We start from the raw sequence: 21377 nt of genomic DNA, 5'->3' as shown, positions 1-21377 counted from the left end.
GAAACCATGCTTGTATCATTGAATTGGTTGCAAGAATATATTGATGTCAGTCATTATTCGCCAGAAGAGCTGGCAGAAAGCATTACGAAGACCGGAATTGAAGTGGAAAGTGTAGAACCTGTAGCGGAAGAGGTCACAGGCGTTGTCGTTGGGTACGTCCAATCTTGCGAACAGCATCCGAACGCCGATAAATTGAACCTCTGCCAGGTGGACGTTGGTGGAGAAACGCTCCAGATCGTCTGTGGAGCACCGAACGTTGCAGAAGGTCAAAAAGTTCCTGTAGCTACACCCGGAGCGGTCCTTCCTGGCAACTTCAAAATTAAAAAGACCAAACTGCGTGGAGAAGAATCGAACGGGATGATTTGTTCTCTTCAAGAGCTTGGTGTTGATGAAAAAGAGGTCCCGAAAGAATTCGCTGATGGTATTTTTGTATTCCCTGAAGACGTGGAAGTCGGGGCAAATGCCATATCCTTGTTGAACCTTGATGATTTGATTATCGAGCTTGGATTGACACCAAACCGTTCAGATGCTCTAAGTATGGCTGGCGTAGCTTATGAAGTTGCAGCGGCGATTGATGGCACGTATGAATTGGCTGATGAAAATGTCCAAACTTCTGATGAGAAAACAGCAGATCATGTCTCTGTAGTCGTGGAAGATTCGGAAGCGAACCCTTATTATGGAGCTTTCATAATCAAGGATATTCAAGTCGGACCATCTCCGCTATGGATGCGAAACCGTTTGACTGCAGCAGGCATCCGTCCAATTAATAATGTCGTGGATATTACGAACTATGTACTTATGGAATATGGACAGCCGCTTCATGCTTTCGATTTTGACCGTTTTGGTTCGAATACCATTGTTACGCGTCGTGCAAAAGACGGAGAGAAAATAACGACCCTTGATGACCAGGAGCGTACGCTGAAAAGCGATCACCTCGTCATTACGAATGGGGAAAAAGCTCATGCCATTGCTGGTGTTATGGGTGGGGCTGAGTCTGAAGTGCAAGATGATACGACGACGATCATTTTAGAAGCAGCATTTTTCCATCCATCTGTTGTACGTGAAGCTTCCAAAGATCATGGGCTTCGCAGTGAATCAAGCACACGGTTTGAAAAAGGTGTCGATCCAAACCGCGTAGAACGTGCCGGCTTTAGAGCCTGCGAACTTCTTGCAGAGTATGCAGGAGGGACTGTTTTAGATGGAGTTGTGTCCCATGACGAACTCGACCGATCTGAAAAGCAAGTCACAGTAAACACAAACACCATTAACGAACGACTTGGTACTGAAATTAACAATGAAGATATCGCCGACATTTTCCGTCGCCTTCAATTCAACTATGATCAAAACGGGGATGAGTTCCATGTGTCTGTTCCGACACGCCGTGGGGACATTACCATCTTTGAAGATATGCTTGAAGAAGTGGCGCGCATTTATGGGTACGATAATCTTCCTTACACTCTTCCACAAGGAGCGTCACAAGCAGGAGGTCTGACACTTGAGCAACTGTTGAAACGTAAAGTGAAAGCCTACTTTGAAGGTGCAGGACTTCATGAAACCATCACTTATTCTCTTACTCATAAGGATAAAGCTCAAATGCTTGTTAGTCCTGAAGTGAAGGAAAGATCCGTAAGCCCTGTCGCTTTAGCTATGCCAATGAGTGAAGATCATGGCACACTTCGGTTAAGCATGGTACCTGAGTTGTTGGAATCCCTATCCTATAATGTGGCACGTAAACAGGAAAACCTTGCTTTCTATGAAGTGGGTACTGTGTTTATCAGTGAAGAAGAAAAAGTAACGAAACAGCCGGAAGAAATGCTGCGTGCATCAGGTGCATTGACAGGGGAGTGGCTCTCACACCCATGGCAGCAGGAGAAAAAAACGGTCGATTTTTTCGTTGCTAAAGGTATATTGGAAGGGCTGAGCGAACAGCTGGATCTTCCTTTCACTTATGAAAAAACGAAGTTGGATCATATGCATCCAGGACGTACGGCAACGGTGTCGGTCAATGGAAAAGTCATCGGTTTCGTCGGGCAGGTACATCCGAAGCTTCAAAAGCAGCTTGGATTGAAAGAAACCTATGTCTTTGATGTGAACTTGGAAGTTCTCATTGAGGAATATAAGAAAGAAGAGAAATTCCAGACCATCCCTCGCCACCCATCCGTTTCTCGTGACATTGCACTTGTCGTAGATGAGCATGTAACTGCAGGATCGATTGAGGCGACGATTGGTGAGGCAGGAAGTCCGCTAGTGAAGGATGTTCAAGTATTCGACCTTTACCAGGGGGAACATTTGGATGAAGGGAAGAAATCTCTCGCTTTCCGTCTGCTTTATTTAGACCCCCTTCGTACTTTGAAGGATCAAGAAGTGGAAGAGACGCACAACGCTATCCTGGAAGCGGTGAAAAGTCAGCATCAGGCTGAACTTCGTGGATAAATCAAATGATAAACAAAAAGCTCAGAGTTTTTCTTAACTCTGAGCTTTTTGTATAAGCAGCATTATTTAACAAATTTTTTCGCTTTTTCTGTGGTGGCAAAGTGTACTTTGGCTAATTCCTCCAGTTTTTCTTCGCCGTAGGCTTCAATGATAGCTGCAGCAGCACGATCCACTTTTCCTGAAGCCCCTTTAGGTATCGGAAGGCCTGTATCGAATTCCATCTGATTCATCGCCTTTACAAAAGCAGATCTTGCAATGATGGAAGCTGTTGCGACAGCGATCGAATAACTTTCTGCTTTTGTCATAAAGTAAACATGTTCTTGAAGCTGCTGATTCTCACTTCTCAGGTGTTTTTCGTAAACATGAGGTTCTGAAAACTGGTCGATTAAGATGCCATCTGGTTTTTGTGGAGCGATTTTCTCAAGGAGACGATTCAAGGCTTGATGGTGGAGCATAGTTTTCATTTTCCCCTGGCTCCACCCTTTCCGCTGCCACTGGTTATATTTTTTATTTGGCAGTCTGAGTAGACTATATGGGATTTTCATAGCTACTATGTCTTTCGCCAGGTTGGTAATTTGTGCATCCGAAAGATTTTTTGAATCTTTAACACCGATTGCCTTCAATTGTGAGATTTGTTCTTTTGTGACAAAAGCAGCTGCTACGGTGATGGGGCCGAAATAGTCCCCTGTCCCTGCTTCATCGGATCCAATATGGGAGCTTGCGAAAAGCTGGTCATCAGGATGAAAGGCATGACGGTTGTTCTTACGTGGCTTTCCATCTCCTGAGGTTGTCGAAGGTACGGTTCCCCATTTTTCAGCTTCTGTCTCTGGTTTCTGACCTTGAAAGAGCACTTTGCCTGATTTGTAGGCTGTAATGGTGCAGTTGGGTGTTTTAGCTGCGAATACCGCTGCTGGCGGACTGTTTTTCAGACTTGAGGTGTAATATTTCTTCATGTTCTCTAGTGTTGACGCAGGTAATTTCAATACAACTTGGGGCATAATGGATTCCTTTCTGTCTAAAATGATAGGATTAGTATAGCAAAATGGATGACAAAAGAGAACATTTGCGAAAAACATCCATATTGGTTTCCCATTTGTCAAGCTTCGTGTTAATATAAAGTTTAGGATTGAGAGAAACTAGGGGGTATGAATGTGTCGCAGTCAGACCAAGAGAAAAAAAGAATTACAGTGGAGATCAACAAACGATCTTACACTATAGTTGGTCATGAAGAGCCCCATCATATCCGTATGGTATCCAGTCTGGTGGATCAAAAAATGCGAGAGATCCATGAAGCGAATCCTAGTCTGGATACGGCAAAGCTCGCCGTTTTGACCGCTGTGAATACGATGAATGAATATATGAAATTAAAGGAAGAATGTACAGAACTTATGAATTATATTGAAAAGAAAGAGAAAGAGGATAGAGGGTAAAATGATTGATTTATTGTTGTTGTTTATTTTGTTTATTGGTGTAATAACGGGGTTGAAAAGAGGTTTTATCCTTCAGCTTTTCCATCTCATTGGATTTATTGTAGCTTTTGTACTCGCTGTTATCTACTATGATGACCTCGCGCCGAAACTGACGTTATGGGTACCCTATCCTGAATTGCCACAAGATTCTTCCTGGGCGATCTTCTTAGAAAATCTGCCTTTGGAACAAGCCTTTTATAACGCTGTTGCTTTTGCTATTATCTTTTTTGGAGCCAAAATCATCTTACATATTATTGCGTCCATGTTGGACTTTGTTTCAGAATTGCCGATCCTGCATTCTTTGAATACGTTGTTAGGTGGAATTTTAGGCTTTATCGAAAATTATGTCATCTTATTCGTGGTGCTGTACATAGCGGCGCTTGTACCTCTGGCTGGGGTGCAAAGTGCTTTGGACGGATCGATACTTGCACAGCTGATCATCGAACACACACCAGTCTTTTCAGAACAATTGAAAACGCTGTGGATTGAACATGTAGCTGGCTGAGTAAGACGTTAGGATGAAAGTACAGGTAGAGCCGCTATGATTATGATCATGGCGGCTCTTTTTCATCTTGAAAACAGGTTAAAACGTGAAGGAGTCGATAATCATGGCTATCGATAAAAAACAAGTCATTAAACTATTGGAGAAAATTGCTGTTTACCTAGAGTTGAAAGGGGAAAACCCTTTTAAAATTTCTGCTTACCGTAAGGCTGCGCAAGCTTTAGAGCGTGATGACAGATCATTAAGTGAGATTGATGATTTCACTAAAATGAAAGGAATCGGAAAAGGAACGGCAACGGTCATTGATGAATACTTAGAAAACGAAGAATCAGATACATTAAAACAATTACAGGCAGAAGTTCCTGCCGGCCTAGTCCCATTACTTGACCTTCCAGGTCTCGGCGGTAAGAAATTGGCGAAGCTTTACCAACAATTAGGTGTGACCGATGCAGAAACATTGAAAGAAGCTCTGGAAGCTGGGAAAGTGGAAGAATTGGACGGTTTCGGGAAAAAGTCTGCAGAAAAGATGTTGAAGGCGATTGAAGAAGCGGGAGCACGTCCAGAACGCCTGCCGATTGCTGTCATGCTTCCACTAGCAGAAAAAATCGAGCATTTTCTTGAACAGGGAAAAACTTTCACCCGTTTCTCAAGAGCGGGAAGTTTAAGGAGAATGCGTGAAACGATTAAAGATATTGATTTCATCATTGCTTCTGAAAATGCCGTTGAAACTCGAGATGAACTGCTGGCGTATCCAGATATAAAAGAAGTGATTGCCTCAGGTGAGACGAAAGTTTCTGTGGTCGTTAATGAGGGTTATGATATAGGTATTGATTTCCGTATTGTTGCACCAGAAGAGTTTGCTACGACCTTACACCACTTCACAGGGTCCAAAGATCATAATGTTGCAATGAGACAGCTGGCAAAAGAGAACGATGAAAAAATAAGTGAGTATGGTATTGAAAAAGTGGAAACGGGAGAAGTCCAAACGTTTGAAACGGAAGAAGAATTTTTCCAACACTTTGGTCTTCATTTCATTCCCCCTGAAGTAAGAGAAAATTATGGAGAAGTTGAGAAATTCAAGGAACCTATCGAACTCGTGGAATTGGAGAATATTCGCGGGGATCTTCATATGCACTCGACTTGGAGCGATGGAGCACAGTCCATCAAAGAGATGGCTGAGAGAGCAAAAGCGAAAGGGTATGAATACATCGCGATCACCGATCACTCGAAATATTTGCGTGTAGCAAATGGGTTGAATGAAGAACGTTTACGCTTGCAAAGGAAAGAGATTGACAAGGTGAATGCTGAAATGGAAGATTTCCATATCTTTGCTGGCATTGAAATGGACATTCTTCCAGATGGAACCATGGATTTTGATGATGAGTTCCTGAAAGAAATGGATTTTGTCATCGCATCCATCCACTCAAGCTTTCAGCAATCCCAGGATCAAATTATGGAAAGGTTGACCAACGCTCTAGAAAACCCTCATATTCATATGATTGCTCATCCGACAGGACGTTTAATCGGCCGTCGCGAAGGCTACGATGTGAACCTTGAAGCATTGATTGAAGGGGCGAAGAGAACAGGAACGATTCTTGAACTTAACGCGAATCCTAACCGGTTAGATTTGAGTTGGGAATGGTTAATGAGAGCTCAGGAAGAGGGCTTGAACATTGCTGTTAATACAGATGCACATAGTTACCCTATGTTGGAGCATATGGAAATAGGAATTGGTGCAGCGCGAAAAGGTTGGCTTAGAAAAGATACAGTCATCAATACGTGGACGAAACAACAGTTGATGGATAAGTTCAACAGCCATAAGGAGTAATAAAGGAGACGGTTACACATGAATCAACGCATCCTTCATGTACTAGAATTTAAAAAAATCATAGAACAATTGAACGAACAAGCGGCTTCTTCCTTAGGGAAAGAAAAAACAGCCGCCTTAAAACCATCTTCTGATTTAGAAGAGGTCCGCCATTTACAATTGGAAACGGATGAAGCTGGCCAAGTCCTGCGTCTGAAAGGTCATGTCCCACTTGGCGGTATCTTTGATATCAAGCCAAGCTTGAAGCGGACTACCATCGGCGGCACGCTCAGTGCATTAGAATGCCTGGATGTCGCCAGTACCATATATGGAGGTAGACAACTTAAACGTTTCATTGAAGATATGGAAGAACCCGAGATGCCTATTTTGAGAGAGATGGTATCTTCAATCGCCCCATTAAGGGAACTCGAGAGTGATATCAGAAACTGTATCGATGATCATGGAGGAGTCATGGATGGAGCGTCAGAGAAATTGAGATCCATCCGTTCGAAGATCCGGACCTATGAGAGCCGAGTAAGGGACAAAATGGAGTCTTTCACAAAATCTAAGTCAAAAATGCTTTCCGATGCGATTGTTACCATACGAAATGAACGTTATGTTCTTCCTGTAAAGCAGGAATACCGTGGGTCCATAGGCGGCATTGTCCATGATCAATCATCCTCTGGTGCGACATTGTTCATAGAGCCGCAAACAGTCGTAGACTTGAATAACCAGCTGCAAGAAGCCCGCGTTCAAGAAAAAAATGAGATTGAAAAAATCTTAAAAGAACTTTCTGATGCGATTGCGGAAAATCATGAACCTTTATATGAAAATGTTCAAGTGTTGGGCCATATGGATTTCATGTTTGCCAGAGCGAAGTTAGGTAAGCAGATGCGAGCAGCCATGCCTAAGATGAATGATGAAGGTCGTATCGATATGAAACAAGCAAGACATCCACTTATTTCTGAGGATGAAGTCGTTCCGAATGACATCGAAATAGGTACGGATTATACATCGATTGTTATTACTGGACCTAATACTGGAGGAAAAACAGTTACTCTCAAACTTGTAGGCTTGTGCACACTGATGGCACAGTCCGGGTTACAGGTACCTGCTTTGGATGGATGTGAGATGGCTGTATTCAAAGAAGTTTATGCAGACATTGGTGATGAACAGTCCATTGAACAAAGTTTATCAACTTTTTCTTCTCACATGACCAATATTGTAGACATTTTAGACAAAGTCGATGATCAGTCCCTTGTTTTATTTGATGAACTAGGTGCAGGCACGGACCCACAAGAAGGAGCAGCTCTTGCGATGTCGATCTTAGATGAGGTAGTTACCCGAAAGGCCCGTGTCATCGCGACGACGCACTATCCGGAATTGAAGGCTTATGGCTACAATCGTCCGGATGTGATCAACGCTTCTGTCGAATTTGATATTCAAACACTTAAACCGACATACCGCTTGTTGATTGGCGTTCCAGGTCGGAGTAATGCATTTGAGATTTCCAGGCGTCTCGGCTTAAGAGAATCAGTGATCGAGTCGGCGAAAGGCCATATCGGTGTGGATTCTCAGAGTGTTGAAAATATGATTGCTTCCTTAGAAGAATCCAAGCGGGGAGCAGAGCAGGATTATGAAGAAGCAGAACGATTGCTTGCAGAAGCGGAAGCATTCCGAAATGAATTGAAGCAGAAATGGGACCAATTTGAAGATCAGCGTGAAAAGTTGTATGAAAAAGCAGAGCAAAAAGCAGAAAAAGCCATTCGTCAGGCTAGAGAAGAAGCAGAAACGATTGTTGGCGAAATACGGAACATGAAATCACAGGCACAAATGAAAGAGCACGAATGGATTGAAGCGCGCAAGATGTTTGATGAAGCGCAGCCTGAACTTGCAAAGAAGAAACCGAAAGCAGCTCCTGCACCTAAGAAAGAGTCGAGAGAATTGAACCCGGGAGATGAAGTGAAGCTACTGACTCTCAACCAGCAAGGAACCATTGTGGAACAGACAGGTAAGAACGAATACCAGGTTCAGGTTGGTGTAATGAAAGTAAAAGCTAAACGAAAAGAGCTTGAATTTGTGAAGGCAAAGCAACCCTATAAGGAAAAGCCGATGGCGACAGTTAAAGGCAAGAACTTTCATGTGAAAACAGAACTTGACTTACGGGGCGAGCGCTACGAAGATGCGTTAAACCGGTTAGAAAAGTATATTGATGACGCTCTATTAGCTGGTTATCCTCGAGTATCCATTATTCACGGAAAAGGAACGGGAGCTCTTCGCACAGCTGTGCAGAACTTTGCAAAGAACCACCGCAGTATCTCCAGCCATCGGGCGGGAGGTATGAATGAAGGTGGAAGTGGAGTGACCGTATTAGAGTTTCGATAATTCGTTAAAAAGGGAGCGGAGGAATGAGTAATTTTTGGGAATACACGTTAGTGGAAACCGCCGCTCGTTACAGTGTGGTTGTCTTGTGTTTAGTTCTTTTTATGGCGATTTTTGAGATCGTAACTTCTTATAATAACTGGGAAGAAATCAAAAGGGGCAACATTGCTGTAGCGATGGCTACCGGGGGTAAACTATTTGGAATCGCAAATATTTTTCGTTTTTCAATTGAACATAATGACTCGCTCACTCAAACGATGGGCTGGGGCCTGTATGGATTTGCTCTTCTCCTTTGCGGTTATTTCATCTTTGAATTCTTAACCCCATCTTTTAAGATTGATGAGGAAATTGCAAATGACAACCGTGCCGTAGGGTTCATATCCTTAGTCATTTCCATCGGGCTTTCGTATGTGATTGGAGCGAATATCATTTAAGGAGAGAGACAGTGGAAACCTTAGCCAAAATATTAATGGTCGTTGCCGCAGTATTTCTCATCGTCGGCATCCTGTTTTTTATCATATAAATAGAAATTATCATCAAACAAGAAGCCAAAACTAAACGGGCTTCTTGTTTTTTTGTTCATGTAAATAGTAGTTATTAAAGTATATGGCAGGATTGTTGAAGGCTCAGTTTCGAGATGTTTTCGGGGTTCGTTTGCCAAAATGGGAGTCAGGTGTGGCTGGGAAGCTACTCGCTTTCCTGTGGGGGAGTGGCGAGCTTCCTCGGGCTACGCCCTGCGGGATCTCGCCGATCTCCTTTCTCCCACGGGAGTCTCGCAGCTTCCCAACCACCCCATACAATAAAGGTGAGAAACGAACCCCTTTGCCTGGTACGAGTGTCTTTCACAGATCCTGAATCTATAGTGATAAAGCGCTCTATAACAGGCATTATCATTCAAAATGCGGTTGGAGAATCCATGTTGCTTCCCTTTCCTGGAAGTGGTTTAAAGATAATTATATGACAAAGGGCGGAGGGGAATGGCGAGACTCCTGCGGGAAAAAAGTGCATGGTGAGACCCCACAGGACGCAGTCCGAGGAGGCTCACCGCGCTCCCGCGGAAAGCGAGCTATTCCCCGCAGCCCCCATCCACCCAACAAAAGTCTCGAGTCTTCCAAAATCGGGAGCTTATGTACAAGTAGGTGTGTGATTTTCAGGGTAATATTTTCAATTTTTTAAATAATAATTCAAATATGAGCCTTTAGTCGTTATAATAGGAGAGAAGACAATTATTAGGGAGGTCTGTCAAAATGAGTGATTTTCAACGTCCATGGCACAAGTTGTATCCACCAGAAGTCCCTGTCACCATCGATTACAAAGAACAACCACTCCATGATTACCTTAAGGAAAGTGCTGAAATGTACGGAGAAAAGAAAGCGCTTTATTTTATGGGGAAGGAGTTGGATTATAAAGAAATCTATGAACAGGCGCAGGCATTAGCGAGCTATTTGCAAGACCTAGGGTTGGAAAAAGGCGATCGTGTTTCCATCATGCTGCCGAACTGTCCTCAATCTGTCATCTCCTATTATGGGGTTTTGATGGCTGGAGGAATCGTTGTCCAGACGAACCCTCTCTATATGGAAAGGGAATTGGAGTATCAAATGAAGGATTCCGGCGCCAAGATGATTATTTGTCTTGATGTCCTTTATCCGAAGGCTGCCAATATCAAGCCTGATACCCCTCTTGAACACATCATCGTGACAGGTATTAAAGATTACCTTCCTTTCCCTAAAAACAAAATATATCCTTACATCCAAAAACGTCAGTACCAAGTGCTTGTTAAACCGGAGCAATCTACTGACACCCATCTGTGGTCTCATATCTTGAAAAACGCAAGTGGAATTGTAGAAGAGGTAGAGATTGATCCTAAAGAGGATCTCGCGTTATTGCAATACACCGGAGGAACGACCGGATTTCCAAAAGGTGTCATGCTTACTCATTACAACTTGATTGTTAACACACAAATGTCTAAGAAATGGTTGTACAAGTGCAAAGACGGTGAAGAAACTGTTCTCGCCATTTTGCCGTTCTTCCATGTTTACGGAATGACCTCGGTTATGAACCTGTCTGTCATGATGGGGAACAAAATGATACTTATGCCAAAGTTTGAGCCTGAAGATGTTTTAAAAGTGATCGATAAACAAAAACCAACGTTATTCCCTGGAGCCCCGACGATTTATATCGCATTATTGAACCATCCGAATTTGAAAAAATATGACCTCTCTTCCATTGAAGCCTGTATCAGTGGTTCAGCACCATTACCTGTTGAAGTACAAGAACGCTTTGAAGCTGTAACTGGTGGACGTCTTGTTGAAGGATATGGGTTGACCGAAACCTCTCCAGTTACCCACTCAAACCTAGTATGGGGGCAGCGTATGAGCGGAAGTATCGGGGTACCATGGCCAGATACAGACGCGAAGATCTACAAGATGGATGCTGATGAAGAGGCTGAGAACGGGGAAATTGGAGAAATTGTCGTGAAAGGTCCTCAAGTGATGAGAGGTTATTGGAACAAACCTGAAGAAACGGCCCAAGTACTCAGTGAAGATGGCTGGTTCCGTACTGGAGATATGGGGTATATGGATGATGCCGGTTACTTTTATATTGTAGATCGGAAAAAAGATATGATTATCGCAGGTGGGTATAACATCTACCCTCGTGAAGTGGAAGAAGTCCTTTATGAGCATTCTGAAATTCAGGAAGCTGTGGTTGTAGGAGTTCCTGATCCGTACCGTGGGGAAACCGTAAAAGCCTTCATTGTTAAAAAACAGGGCAGCGAAATTACAGAAGACGAACTAAATGAATACTGCCGTAAAAATATCGCTTCTTACAAAGTCCCAAGATTGTATGAATTCAGAGACGAGTTACCGAAAACAGCGGTCGGTAAAATCTTAAGGAGGACTCTGATCGATGAAGAAAAGCGTAAGTATGAGGAATCCGAGAGTGTTCAATAAATTCCAAAAAGAAAGTTGACAGAATATTTCTTTGCTTGTAGAATAATAAGTGAATGATGATTCATTCATTTTTCAGTTCGCAATAGCAAGGAGATATACCATTGAAGAAAAATAAACCGAAATTCAAGCAAATCATTGATGCGGCTGTCGAAGTCATTGCTGAAAATGGCTACCACTCTTCTCAAGTTTCTAAGATTGCAAAGAAAGCAGGAGTGGCAGATGGAACCATCTATCTTTATTTTAAAAACAAGGAAGATATCCTTGTATCATTGTTTCAAGAAAAAATGGGGCAATTCATAGAAAAGATTGAGCAGGAAACCACCTCAAAGCAGTCAGCGGAACAAAAACTTCTGACATTAATCCAAACACATTTTGAACAGCTGGCTGCCGATCACCATCTGGCAATTGTGACACAGTTGGAATTGCGCCAATCGAATAAAGAATTGAGGCAAAAAATCAACTATGTATTGAAGCGCTATTTGAACGTCATTGATCAAATTGTCGAAGAAGGTATCGAAGAGGAGTTGTTCCGAAGTGGCCTGGATCGCCGTCTTGTACGTCAAATGATTTTTGGGACGATGGATGAGACGGTGACAAACTGGGTCATGAACGAGCAGCGATATAACATAGAAGAGCAGGCTGAAGAAGTCCATAGCTTAATTGTGAATGGATTAGCCCGTCATGATAAGTGAGAAAGGTGATGATGATTTGTCGACTTTAACTTCACAAGTGAAAGGCAATGTAGCAGAAATTACAATTCAGAGCCCGCCAGCAAATGCTCTGTCCAGTTCCATTCTTCAAGACCTTTCCAAGGAACTGGATCAAATCGAAAGCGACCCTTCCATAAAAGCTATCCTTCTTAAAGGGGAAGGGCGCTTCTTCTCTGCAGGAGCAGATATCAAAGAATTTACATCTCTCCAAGGAGAAGATGATTACAAAGGATTGGCAGCTAAGGGGCAGCAATTATTCAGCAGGATTGAAAATTTCCACATCCCCGTAATTGCTGCTATTCATGGGGCGGCCCTTGGCGGGGGACTCGAACTCGCCATGTCCTGCCACATCCGGTACGTAGCCGATGATGCAAAGTTAGGATTGCCTGAATTGAATCTTGGGATAGTCCCTGGCTTTGCAGGCACCCAACGGTTACCAAGGTACGTTGGTACAGCAAAAGCTTATGAAATGATTCTGACAGGTGTTCCGATTAGTGGGGAAGAAGCTGCCCGGTTAGGTCTTGCTAATCAAAGTTTTTCCAGTGAGGAACTTTTTGAGAAAGCCGAAAATTTGGCTCAAACGATCTCAGAGAAAAGCGGGCCGTCCATTCATCATGTCATGAAGTTGATCCCGTATGCTCACACTTCTCAGTTTGAAGCGGGTAACAATGCAGAAGCAGAAGCCTTTGGAGAAGTATTTGGGAATGAAGATGCTAAAGAAGGCATCCAGGCTTTTATTGAAAAAAGAAAACCAGAATTTAAAAATCAATAGTCCAGGAGGTATATAGACATGAATATTTACGTTTTGTTGAAAAGAACATTCGACACAGAGGAAAAAATCTCTGTTAGTAATGGAGCAATTGCTGATGATGGGGCAGAGTACATCATCAACCCATACGATGAGTATGCGGTGGAAGAAGCGATTAACCTTCGTGACGAGCATGGCGGAGAAGTGACAGTCGTGACAATCGGAGAAGAAGAAGCAGAGAAACAGCTTCGCACAGCTCTTGCTATGGGAGCGGATAAAGCAGTTCTGATTAATACAGAAGATGACCTTGAAGAAGGCGATCAATTTACAACGGTTAAGATTCTTGAAGCGTTCTTTGAAGATAAAGAAGTCGACATTATTCTAGGAGGAAACGTAGCCATTGATGAAGCAAGCGGCCAAGTAGGTCCTCGTCTTGCCGAACGTCTGGATATGGCTTGTGTGACGACAATCACGGATATCAAAGTTGATGGTACGACCGTAAATATTGAGCGTGATGTTGAAGGGGATGTCGAAAAGGTTGAAACGACACTTCCTGTCCTGGTGACATGTCAACAAGGTTTGAATGAGCCGAGGTACCCTTCTTTGCCTGGAATCATGAAAGCGAAGAAGAAGCCGCTTGAGGAACTTGAAATTGATGATTTAGATTTGGATGAAGACGACGTAGAACCAAAAACCAAGACGACTGAAATTTTCCTTCCACCTGAAAAAGAAGCAGGGAAAGTACTCGAAGGAGAAGTCGACGATCAAGTAAAAGAACTTGTATCTTTATTAAAAACAGAAGCCAAAGTACTGTAAATAGACAAGGGAAAGGAGAATCTTTATGAGTAAAAAAGTGTTGGTGATCGGGGAAGCTAGAGAAGGATCTCTTCGTAATGTTACATTTGAAGCCATTGCGGCAGCAAATATCGTCAGTGACGGGGGAGAAGTCGTGGGTGTCCTATGCGGAGATGGCGACTTGAAAGAAATGGGCCAGGAAATGGTTTACTATGGAGCATCCAAAGTAATCACTGTTTCAAACCCAGAATTGAAAACGTATACATCTGATGGTTACAGCCAAGCCGTCTATCAAGTGATCCAGGATGAATCACCAGAAGGAATAATCATGGGCCATACAGCAATTGGTAAGGACTTGACTCCTAAACTTGCCAGTAAGCTGGAATCCGGACTTATTTCAGACGCTACTGAGGTAGTCGCGGAAGGTGGAGACATTGTTTTCACACGTCCCATCTATTCAGGAAAAGCTTTTGAAAAGAAAATGGTTACAGAGGGACTCGTGTTTGCGACGATTCGTCCAAATAACATTCCACCTCTTACACGAGATGATTCCTTAGCTGGAAACATATCCGAAAAAGAAGTGCAGATTTCAAATATCCGTACAATTATAAAAGACGTCCTGCGCAAGTCTTCGGATGGCATCGACCTTTCAGAAGCGAAAGTGATCGTCGCCGGTGGTCGTGGTGTGAAGAGTGCGGAAGGTTTTGAACCACTTGAGAAACTCGCTGAGGTTCTTGGTGGTACCGTCGGTGCCTCACGCGGAGCCTGTGATGCGGGTTACTGTGACTATTCTTTACAAATCGGTCAAACTGGTAAAGTCGTTACGCCAGACTTATATATTGCATGTGGTATATCCGGGGCGATTCAACACTTAGCCGGAATGTCGAACTCAAAAGTCATTGTGGCGATTAACAAGGATCCGGAAGCGAACATTTTCAATGTTGCTGATTACGGAATCGTTGGTGATTTGTTCGATGTCGTTCCTAAATTAATTGAAGAAATTAAAGAAATGAAAGTCAACGCCTAACCATAAAGCCGAAGCCAAATATTTGGCTTCGGCTTTATTCCATGTTTAAATAAGGTATAAACAAATTGTTAGTCACTAAAAATAGATAGTGATATACTCTTAACAGACTATTAGGTCGAGGAGGAATTATACAATGGCAATTGTAAAAGCAACTGATCAAAACTTTACTGAAGAAACAGGCCAGGGTCTTGTCCTAGCTGACTTCTGGGCACCATGGTGTGGCCCTTGTAAGATGATTGCACCCGTATTAGAGGAATTGGATGCGGAAATGAGCGATCAAGTAAAAATCGTCAAACTGGATGTTGACGAAAACCAAGAAACAGCTGGTAAGTTCGGTGTTATGAGTATCCCGACACTTCTTCTTTTCAAAGATGGTCAAGTCGTGGATCAGGTCATCGGCTTCCAACCGAAAGAAGCCCTTGCTGAATTGATTCAAAAACATTCCTAATGATCGAAATTACTTTGAAAGCCGCGTTGCCAAGCAGCGCGGCTTTCATCATCTTTCAGGATATACTCAGGTTCAAGATCTTAAGCAGCTTCTTGATATTTACTTTCAATAAATCGAGACGTTGCTTAAGTTGGTTTTGTGCGCATTGAGCCTGCATACTTGTTCCATAGTTGTGGTATTTTTTCAATATATAATCTACGTCATGGAGTGAACTTATATGAACTCAACGATAAAAGAAAAGCTGGCTGTACTACCGGACCAGCCCGGTTGCTACCTTATGAAGGATAAAAATGATACCGTTATTTACGTAGGGAAGTCTAAAGTATTAAAAAATAGAGTGCGCTCCTATTTTACCGGGGCACATGACGGTAAAACGCAAAGACTTGTACGTGAAATCATCAACTTTGAATATATTGTGACCAATTCAGAGATTGAAGCTCTAATTTTGGAAATGAATTTAATTAAAAAATATGACCCTAAATACAACGTTTTATTAAAAGACGATAAAACGTATCCCTATCTAAAGGTGACAGCAGAAAGACACCCTCGGCTGATTGTCACAAGAAATGTGAAAAAAGATAAAGGAAAGTATTTTGGTCCCTATCCCAACGTCATTGCAGCAAGAGAAACGAAAAAGCTCCTGGATCGATTGTATCCATTAAGAAAATGTAATACCATGCCCGACCGTGTTTGTCTTTATTACCACATGCATCAGTGCCTGGGCCCATGCGAGTATAAGGTCTCCAAAAAAACCAATGAAGATATTGTTCAAAATATAACGTCTTTTCTAAATGGCGGTCATACAGAAATCAAAAAAGATTTGAAAAAGCGAATGCTTGAAGCGTCTGAAGAACTTGATTTTGAACGTGCCAAAGAATTAAGAGATCAAATTGAACACATTGAATCTGTCATGGAACAGCAGAAGATGACAATGAATGATCAAGTGGACAGAGACATTTTTGGCTACTCCTATGATAAAGGATGGATGTGTGTTCAGGTCTTCTTCGTCCGCCAGGGCAAACTCATTGAACGGGATGTCACGCTGTTTCCATTTTTCGACGACCCAGAAGAAACTTTCATCAGCTATATCGGACGCTTCTACCTGCATCAAAACCATCCATATCCTAAACAGGTTCTCGTGCCAGTCGCGACCGACGTGGATGTCTTGGAGGGAGCCTTAGACACAAAAGTTCTTATCCCTATGCGTGGTAGAAAAAAAGAATTGGTCGAGCTTGCCATGAAAAATGCCAAAATATCTCTGGAAGAAAAATTCGCCTTAATCGAACGGGATGAAGAGCGGACTATCAAAGCCGTTGAATCACTAGGAGAGCATCTGCATATTGAAACGCCGCATCGGATCGAAGCTTTTGATAACTCCAATATTCAAGGGGCAGACCCTGTTTCTGCGATGGTTGTTTTCATTGATGGAAAACCGCAGAAGAAAGAGTATAGAAAGTATAAGATCAGGGATGTAGAAGGTCCTGACGACTATGAAACCATGAGAGAAGTGATTCGAAGGAGGTATAAGCGGGTGTTAAAAGAAGACCTGCCCCTTCCAGACTTAATCGTCGTTGATGGAGGAAAAGGTCAAATGACGGCAGCTCTTGATGTACTTGAGAATGAACTGGGGGTGGATGTTCCTCTATGCGGTTTAGCTAAGGACGATAAACACAAAACCAGTGAGTTATTATACGGTGAGCCCCCGAGCCCTATCGATCTTGATCGTCAGTCTCAAGAATTTTATCTAGTCCAGAGGATACAAGATGAAGTACACAGATTCGCTATTTCCTTTCACCGTCAGCTTCGTGGAAAGGGTGCCATTCAATCTGAACTGGATCGTATTCCAGGTGTGGGACAGAAGCGCAGGCGGCTGTTGCTTAAACACTTTAAATCTGTAACAGAGATAAAAAATGCAGATATTGAGGATATTACCAAATTAGGTGTTCCGGAACCTGTAGCTAACACCATTCTTATCCACCTTAATCAAGATAACGTAGAAGAACCAGCTGAAGAATAACAGCTGGTTCTTTATTTTTCTTTATTTATCCTTTTAACGCTGTAATCTCGACGTAGTTTTCTTTGTGATTTTTCTCTTCAAAACATTCATATGTATGATCATAAATTTGGCAGATGATTTCTGCCATGAAGCCACACTCCATGCGGAAGTCGACCTCGAACATCTTCTGGTTCAGCCGCTTTTCTATCATGTGGCCGCTCAAATTGAAAATCAATTCTTTTCTTTTTTCTTTGACTAAAACAAGTTCCCCCCAGCCCATGTACTGGAAAAATTCATAGAGCTCATCCAGGGTACTGATCTCTGTCTGTCTAGCCATGTTTTTCCCCATATAATAAAGGAGGTAGGGGGCATCTTTCCCTAAGAAATCCGGGAGGGTATAATAACGCATCAGATCAAAACCTGCGCCTGTCCCTACAAGCGATGAAATGTTGCCGGTTGTTAGCTTCGTAGATTCTTTCAAAACGCTCAGTCCTTTCTCTCCTTATTATCACTCGAAAAGAGGTTCGGTGCAATAAAAATTGTTCCTTTTGGTCGAAAGGAAATAAATGTGTATTTTTGAGCAAATAATGAACGTGCTTTCTTGACGCTCATACGGGATAGAAGTACAATAAACATGTCACAAATTGTACATTGGTCAGACGAGTAGTAATGGGAGAGGGGCTTTTCCTATTATTTTTAACGCTAAATTAAAGCGCTTAACTGTCTGAAAAATGTTCATATTCACACTGTTATCATCTTGAGGGGGGTAAATATGGCGGGAACACGCGGATACGTTAATCGAAGATTGCATTCACTTTTGGGAGTCGTCCCAATCGGGATCTTTTTGATCCAACACTTGACTGTGAACTATTTTGCAACACGTGGACCAGAAGCATTTAACGCTGCAGCTCATTTTATGGAGAGCTTGCCATATCGTTATGTACTGGAGATTTTCATTATCTTTTTACCACTGTTGTTCCACTCTATTTACGGAGTGTATATTGCTTTCACAGCGAAAAGTAATTTATCTAACTTCGGTTATTTTAGGAACTGGATGTTCATCTTCCAAAGGATCACTGGAATCATCACACTCATATTCATTGCATGGCATGTATGGGAAACGAGAATTGCTATTGGTTTCGGTTGGGCAGAATTGAACTATTCGTTGATGGAAGGCATCCTTACTGAACCTTTCTTCTTTTGGTTCTACATAGTAGGGGTCGTTTCTACGACTTTCCACTTCTCAAATGGTCTTTGGTCGTTCTTTGTCAGCTGGGGAATCACAGTATCACCTCGCTCACAGAAGATTATGACCTATGCAAGCATCATCATTTTCCTTGCGATTTCTTATGTTGGTGTTCGTACACTTATTCAATTCGCATATGGCATATAATTAATGAAAATTTCAATCATGAAACGGTAGATTTTTAGTATTCAAGGGAGTGAGCTTCAATCATGACAAACCGTAATATTGTTGTTGTCGGTGGTGGTTTAGCCGGCCTAATGGCAACAATTAAAGCAGCAGAACAAGGGGTTCACGTGGACTTGCTTTCCATTGTTCCTGTTAAGCGTTCTCACTCTGTATGTGCCCAAGGCGGAATTAATGGGGCAGTTAATACGAAAGGGGAAGGCGATTCCCCATGGGAACACTTTGACGATACAGTTTATGGAGGAGACTTCTTAGCGAACCAGCCTCCAGTAAAAGCGATGTGTGATGCAGCACCAGGAATTATTCACTTACTGGATCGTATGGGTGTAATGTTCAACCGTACTCCAGAGGGATTGCTCGACTTCCGTCGCTTTGGTGGAACTCAGCACCACCGTACAGCCTTTGCCGGAGCAACTACCGGACAGCAGCTTCTCTACGCTTTGGATGAGCAGGTGCGACGTCACGAAGTGAATGGTCTGGTAACCAAATATGAAAATTGGGAGTTCTTATCCGCAATCGTTGATGATAATGGTGTAGGACGAGGCATCATTGGTCAGAATCTGAGCGACCATGAAATCAAAGCCTTCCCAGCAGATGCTGTCATCATGGCCACAGGGGGACCAGGAATCATCTTCGGTAAGTCCACCAACTCTGTCATCAACACAGGTTCTGCAGCCGGTGCGCTTTATCAGCAAGGCGTAAACTATGCAAACGGTGAATTCATCCAAATTCACCCGACAGCGATTCCAGGCGATGACAAACTGCGCCTTATGAGTGAATCAGCCCGAGGTGAAGGTGGGCGCGTATGGACATATAAAGATGGAGAGCCTTGGTATTTCTTAGAGGAAAAATATCCGGCTTATGGTAACCTTGTCCCGCGTGATATTGCAACACGCGAAATCTTTGATGTTTGTGTGAATCAAAAGCTAGGGATCAATGGGGAGAACATGGTTTACCTTGATCTATCTCATAAAGATCCGAAGGAATTAGACGTCAAGCTTGGCGGAATTATTGAAATCTATGAAAAATTCGTAGGGGACGATCCGAAAAAAGTACCGATGAAGATTTTCCCTGCCGTTCACTATTCCATGGGCGGTATGTGGGTCGACTATGACCAAATGACCAATATCCCGGGAATTTTCGCTGCCGGAGAATGTGATTACACACAACACGGTGGGAATAGACTTGGGGCCAACTCACTGCTTTCTTCCATTTTTGGAGGAATGGTAGCTGGGCCGAATGCCGTTAAATATATTGATGGATTGGAAACGCTGGCAGATGACATGACAGCCAAGCTGTTTGAAGAGAAAGTAAAAGAAGAACAGGATAAATTCGAAGCGATTATGAATATGGATGGTGACGAGAATGCTTACCAGATCCATAAAGAGCTCGGAGAATGGATGACGGACAACGTTACAGTTGTTCGGGAAAACGAAAAGCTCCTGAAAACCGATGAAAAAATCGTTGAATTGATGGACCGTTACAAGCGAATCAATATCAATGACACTTCTCGCTGGAGTAACCAGGGAGCGATGTTCACACGACAACTTTGGAACATGCTTCAACTGGCTCGTGTAATTACTCAAGGCGCATACAACCGTAATGAAAGCCGTGGCGCCCACTACAAGCCTGAATTCCCTGAACGTAATGATGAAGAATGGCTGAAGACGACGGTTGCTAGCTTTGATAAGGAAAACAATAAGCCGGTATTCCGTTATGACGAAGTCGATACATCCTTAATCGAGCCTCGTAAACGTGATTACTCGAAAAGTAAATAAAGGAGGTAACGATCATGAGCGAAAATAAAACGATCACGATGATCATTACTCGTCAGGACCACCCTGATGAATCATCTTATGAAGAGAAATTCGAGATACCGTATCGTGAAAATATGAACGTCATCTCTGCGCTTATGGAAATTCGTCGTAACCCTGTCAATGCAGATGGTGAACCGACGACTCCTGTTTATTGGGATATGGGTTGTCTGGAAGAGGTATGTGGTGCTTGTTCTATGGTGATTAACGGGACGCCTCGTCAATCCTGTACAGCACTCGTTGATCAACTTGAACAGCCTATCCGTTTGGCTCCGATGACGACATTCCCAGTCAACCGTGACCTCGCTGTTGACCGCAGCCGTATGTTTGATTCATTGAAGAAAGTAAAAGCCTGGATTCCAATTGATGGAACATACGATCTTGGACCAGGTCCTAAAATGCCAGAAAGTAAGCGTCAATGGGCTTATGAGCTATCCAAATGTATGACATGTGGAGTATGCTTGGAAGCTTGCCCTAACGTCAATAGCAAATCGGACTTCATTGGACCTGCTCCATTATCTCAGGTTCGTTTATTCAACTCTCATCCTACAGGGGAAATGAACAAGAGTGAACGTTTGCAGACAATTATGGATGAAGAAGGACTCATGGGCTGCGGAAACGCACAAAACTGTGTGCAGTCTTGTCCAAAGGGAATTCCTTTAACGACTTCCATTGCTGCACTTAACCGTGACACAGCTATTGAATCTTTCAAAAGCTTCTTTGGAAGCGACCAACGTGTCTAAAATGAATACGAAAGAAGCCTCCATTTTTCATGGAGGCTTCTTTTTTTACGCCAACCTCTAATACTAACCTCTTTCACAAACGCTCCCTTTAGTTGAAGCTCAGTTTCGAGACTTCTGTTGGGT

Annotated in this window: 18 protein-coding genes; 16 read left to right on the top strand and 2 right to left on the bottom strand. The window is 42.9% G+C overall.

Annotated features, from left to right (window positions below; genetic code table 11):
* Window positions 1-6: 6 nt before the first annotated feature.
* Complete coding sequence (gene pheT / locus J0K78_RS13605) at window positions 7-2433, top strand: phenylalanine--tRNA ligase subunit beta (protein ID WP_206947559.1); 2427 nt, start codon at window positions 7-9, stop codon at window positions 2431-2433.
* Window positions 2434-2495: 62 nt separating this feature from the next.
* Here the strand turns inward: pheT and rnhC are convergent, their stop codons facing one another.
* Window positions 2496-3431 carry a ribonuclease HIII gene (rnhC, locus tag J0K78_RS13600; RefSeq protein ID WP_206947558.1) on the bottom strand — a complete coding sequence of 312 codons (936 nt, stop codon included), beginning with the start codon at window positions 3429-3431 and terminating at the stop codon, window positions 2496-2498.
* 147 nt (window positions 3432-3578) lie between these two features.
* Between rnhC and zapA the strand changes: the two genes are divergently transcribed.
* The 12 genes from zapA to uvrC all read left to right on the top strand — a co-directional run bounded on the left by zapA (window position 3579) and on the right by uvrC (window position 17289).
* Complete coding sequence (gene zapA, locus J0K78_RS13595) at window positions 3579-3863, top strand: cell division protein ZapA (RefSeq protein WP_089650576.1); 285 nt, start codon at window positions 3579-3581, stop codon at window positions 3861-3863.
* A gap of 1 nt (window position 3864) precedes the next feature.
* Window positions 3865-4407, top strand: coding sequence for a CvpA family protein (locus tag J0K78_RS13590; RefSeq protein WP_146812625.1), 543 nt, complete (start codon window positions 3865-3867; stop codon window positions 4405-4407).
* Between the two features lie 103 nt (window positions 4408-4510).
* Entirely contained in the window at window positions 4511-6232 is a 1722-nt protein-coding gene (polX, locus tag J0K78_RS13585) for a DNA polymerase/3'-5' exonuclease PolX (protein ID WP_206947557.1), read from the top strand.
* 18 nt (window positions 6233-6250) lie between these two features.
* Window positions 6251-8596: an endonuclease MutS2 gene (locus J0K78_RS13580; protein ID WP_206947556.1), complete on the top strand. Its 2346-nt coding sequence runs from the start codon at window positions 6251-6253 to the stop codon at window positions 8594-8596.
* A 23-nt stretch (window positions 8597-8619) separates the two neighbouring features.
* Window positions 8620-9027: a DUF350 domain-containing protein gene (locus J0K78_RS13575; RefSeq protein ID WP_160915545.1), complete on the top strand. Its 408-nt coding sequence runs from the start codon at window positions 8620-8622 to the stop codon at window positions 9025-9027.
* An 813-nt stretch (window positions 9028-9840) separates the two neighbouring features.
* The gene (locus J0K78_RS13570) at window positions 9841-11544 is read left to right on the top strand and encodes a long-chain-fatty-acid--CoA ligase (RefSeq protein WP_206947555.1); all 1704 of its coding nucleotides are present in this window, start codon (window positions 9841-9843) and stop codon (window positions 11542-11544) included.
* Between the two features lie 101 nt (window positions 11545-11645).
* Window positions 11646-12236 (top strand): fatty acid metabolism transcriptional regulator FadR, encoded by a 591-nt coding sequence (locus J0K78_RS13565; protein ID WP_206947554.1) that lies wholly within the window; start codon window positions 11646-11648, stop codon window positions 12234-12236.
* Between the two features lie 16 nt (window positions 12237-12252).
* Window positions 12253-13026: an enoyl-CoA hydratase gene (locus tag J0K78_RS13560; protein ID WP_206947553.1), complete on the top strand. Its 774-nt coding sequence runs from the start codon at window positions 12253-12255 to the stop codon at window positions 13024-13026.
* Between the two features lie 18 nt (window positions 13027-13044).
* Window positions 13045-13818, top strand: a complete 774-nt coding sequence (locus J0K78_RS13555) for an electron transfer flavoprotein subunit beta/FixA family protein (RefSeq protein WP_206947552.1) — start codon at window positions 13045-13047, stop codon at window positions 13816-13818.
* Window positions 13819-13843: 25 nt separating this feature from the next.
* Window positions 13844-14824: an electron transfer flavoprotein subunit alpha/FixB family protein gene (locus J0K78_RS13550; protein ID WP_206947551.1), complete on the top strand. Its 981-nt coding sequence runs from the start codon at window positions 13844-13846 to the stop codon at window positions 14822-14824.
* A 133-nt stretch (window positions 14825-14957) separates the two neighbouring features.
* The gene (trxA, locus tag J0K78_RS13545) at window positions 14958-15272 is read left to right on the top strand and encodes a thioredoxin (protein WP_160915536.1); all 315 of its coding nucleotides are present in this window, start codon (window positions 14958-14960) and stop codon (window positions 15270-15272) included.
* Window positions 15273-15489: 217 nt separating this feature from the next.
* Entirely contained in the window at window positions 15490-17289 is a 1800-nt protein-coding gene (uvrC, locus tag J0K78_RS13540) for an excinuclease ABC subunit UvrC (RefSeq protein ID WP_206947550.1), read from the top strand.
* A 25-nt stretch (window positions 17290-17314) separates the two neighbouring features.
* Here uvrC and J0K78_RS13535 read toward each other — a convergent pair whose 3' ends face one another.
* Window positions 17315-17749, bottom strand: coding sequence for a YslB family protein (locus J0K78_RS13535; protein WP_242517882.1), 435 nt, complete (start codon window positions 17747-17749; stop codon window positions 17315-17317).
* 291 nt (window positions 17750-18040) lie between these two features.
* Here J0K78_RS13535 and J0K78_RS13530 point away from each other — a divergent pair, with 291 nt between their 5' ends.
* From J0K78_RS13530 to sdhB, 3 genes are all read left to right on the top strand, one after another.
* The gene (locus J0K78_RS13530; RefSeq protein ID WP_160915532.1) at window positions 18041-18661 is read left to right on the top strand and encodes a succinate dehydrogenase cytochrome b558 subunit; all 621 of its coding nucleotides are present in this window, start codon (window positions 18041-18043) and stop codon (window positions 18659-18661) included.
* A 62-nt stretch (window positions 18662-18723) separates the two neighbouring features.
* Window positions 18724-20475 (top strand): succinate dehydrogenase flavoprotein subunit, encoded by a 1752-nt coding sequence (gene sdhA / locus J0K78_RS13525; RefSeq protein WP_160915530.1) that lies wholly within the window; start codon window positions 18724-18726, stop codon window positions 20473-20475.
* Between the two features lie 14 nt (window positions 20476-20489).
* Window positions 20490-21254 carry a succinate dehydrogenase iron-sulfur subunit gene (gene sdhB / locus J0K78_RS13520; RefSeq protein ID WP_160915528.1) on the top strand — a complete coding sequence of 255 codons (765 nt, stop codon included), beginning with the start codon at window positions 20490-20492 and terminating at the stop codon, window positions 21252-21254.
* Window positions 21255-21377 lie beyond the last annotated feature (123 nt).

The organism is Halobacillus sp. GSS1, assembly GCF_017307035.1.
GTDB lineage: Bacteria > Bacillota > Bacilli > Bacillales > Halobacillaceae > Halobacillus > Halobacillus litoralis.
Note: the sequence above shows the minus strand (reverse complement) of the source record. Positions and strands in the feature narration are given on the sequence as shown.

Bases quoted from the DNA above. Each gene is read 5' to 3' on its own strand.
- pheT (WP_206947559.1), top strand. From the start codon at position 7: ATGCTTGTATCATTGAATTGGTTGCAAGAATATATTGATGTCAGTCAT.
- rnhC (WP_206947558.1), bottom strand. From the start codon at position 3,431: ATGCCCCAAGTTGTATTGAAATTACCTGCGTCAACACTAGAGAACATG.
- zapA (WP_089650576.1), top strand. From the start codon at position 3,579: ATGAATGTGTCGCAGTCAGACCAAGAGAAAAAAAGAATTACAGTGGAG.
- J0K78_RS13590 (WP_146812625.1), top strand. From the start codon at position 3,865: ATGATTGATTTATTGTTGTTGTTTATTTTGTTTATTGGTGTAATAACG.
- polX (WP_206947557.1), top strand. From the start codon at position 4,511: ATGGCTATCGATAAAAAACAAGTCATTAAACTATTGGAGAAAATTGCT.
- J0K78_RS13580 (WP_206947556.1), top strand. From the start codon at position 6,251: ATGAATCAACGCATCCTTCATGTACTAGAATTTAAAAAAATCATAGAA.
- J0K78_RS13575 (WP_160915545.1), top strand. From the start codon at position 8,620: ATGAGTAATTTTTGGGAATACACGTTAGTGGAAACCGCCGCTCGTTAC.
- J0K78_RS13570 (WP_206947555.1), top strand. From the start codon at position 9,841: ATGAGTGATTTTCAACGTCCATGGCACAAGTTGTATCCACCAGAAGTC.
- J0K78_RS13555 (WP_206947552.1), top strand. From the start codon at position 13,045: ATGAATATTTACGTTTTGTTGAAAAGAACATTCGACACAGAGGAAAAA.
- J0K78_RS13550 (WP_206947551.1), top strand. From the start codon at position 13,844: ATGAGTAAAAAAGTGTTGGTGATCGGGGAAGCTAGAGAAGGATCTCTT.
- trxA (WP_160915536.1), top strand. From the start codon at position 14,958: ATGGCAATTGTAAAAGCAACTGATCAAAACTTTACTGAAGAAACAGGC.
- uvrC (WP_206947550.1), top strand. From the start codon at position 15,490: ATGAACTCAACGATAAAAGAAAAGCTGGCTGTACTACCGGACCAGCCC.
- J0K78_RS13530 (WP_160915532.1), top strand. From the start codon at position 18,041: ATGGCGGGAACACGCGGATACGTTAATCGAAGATTGCATTCACTTTTG.
- sdhA (WP_160915530.1), top strand. From the start codon at position 18,724: ATGACAAACCGTAATATTGTTGTTGTCGGTGGTGGTTTAGCCGGCCTA.
- sdhB (WP_160915528.1), top strand. From the start codon at position 20,490: ATGAGCGAAAATAAAACGATCACGATGATCATTACTCGTCAGGACCAC.